The following is a 255-nucleotide window of genomic DNA, read 5'->3' on the forward strand; positions in this document are numbered from 1 at the left end:
TCAAGCTGCGCGATGTCACAGCAGATGTCTTTCTTCATCGACTTAGGACGCAAAAACTCAATCGACTTACGTTCGATGAACTTCTCTTCGTAGTCGGTCACGTAGATTTCTGAGGCTTGGTCAATCGGCTGTGTAAGGAAACGACCATCGCCCAAATAGACAGCGCAGTGGTCATATCGGCCCTTGTTGTTGATCCAGATGGACAGATCACCGGGCCTGCGTTCGTGGCGCTGAATGTCCTTCAAGCCAAGACGC

The 255-nt window shown here is 51.0% G+C and carries 1 protein-coding gene; it reads right to left on the reverse strand.

Annotation, left to right across the window (positions count from 1 at the left end; all coding sequences use genetic code 11):
• On the reverse strand, positions 1–245 hold a 245-nt coding region (locus MRBLSP13_RS22395), incomplete at its 3' end, for an NlpC/P60 family protein (protein ID WP_363756718.1).
• Positions 246–255: the final 10 nt, after the last annotated feature.

This window comes from Sphingobium sp. LSP13-1-1.1, from assembly GCF_040676415.1.
GTDB lineage: Bacteria > Pseudomonadota > Alphaproteobacteria > Sphingomonadales > Sphingomonadaceae > Sphingobium.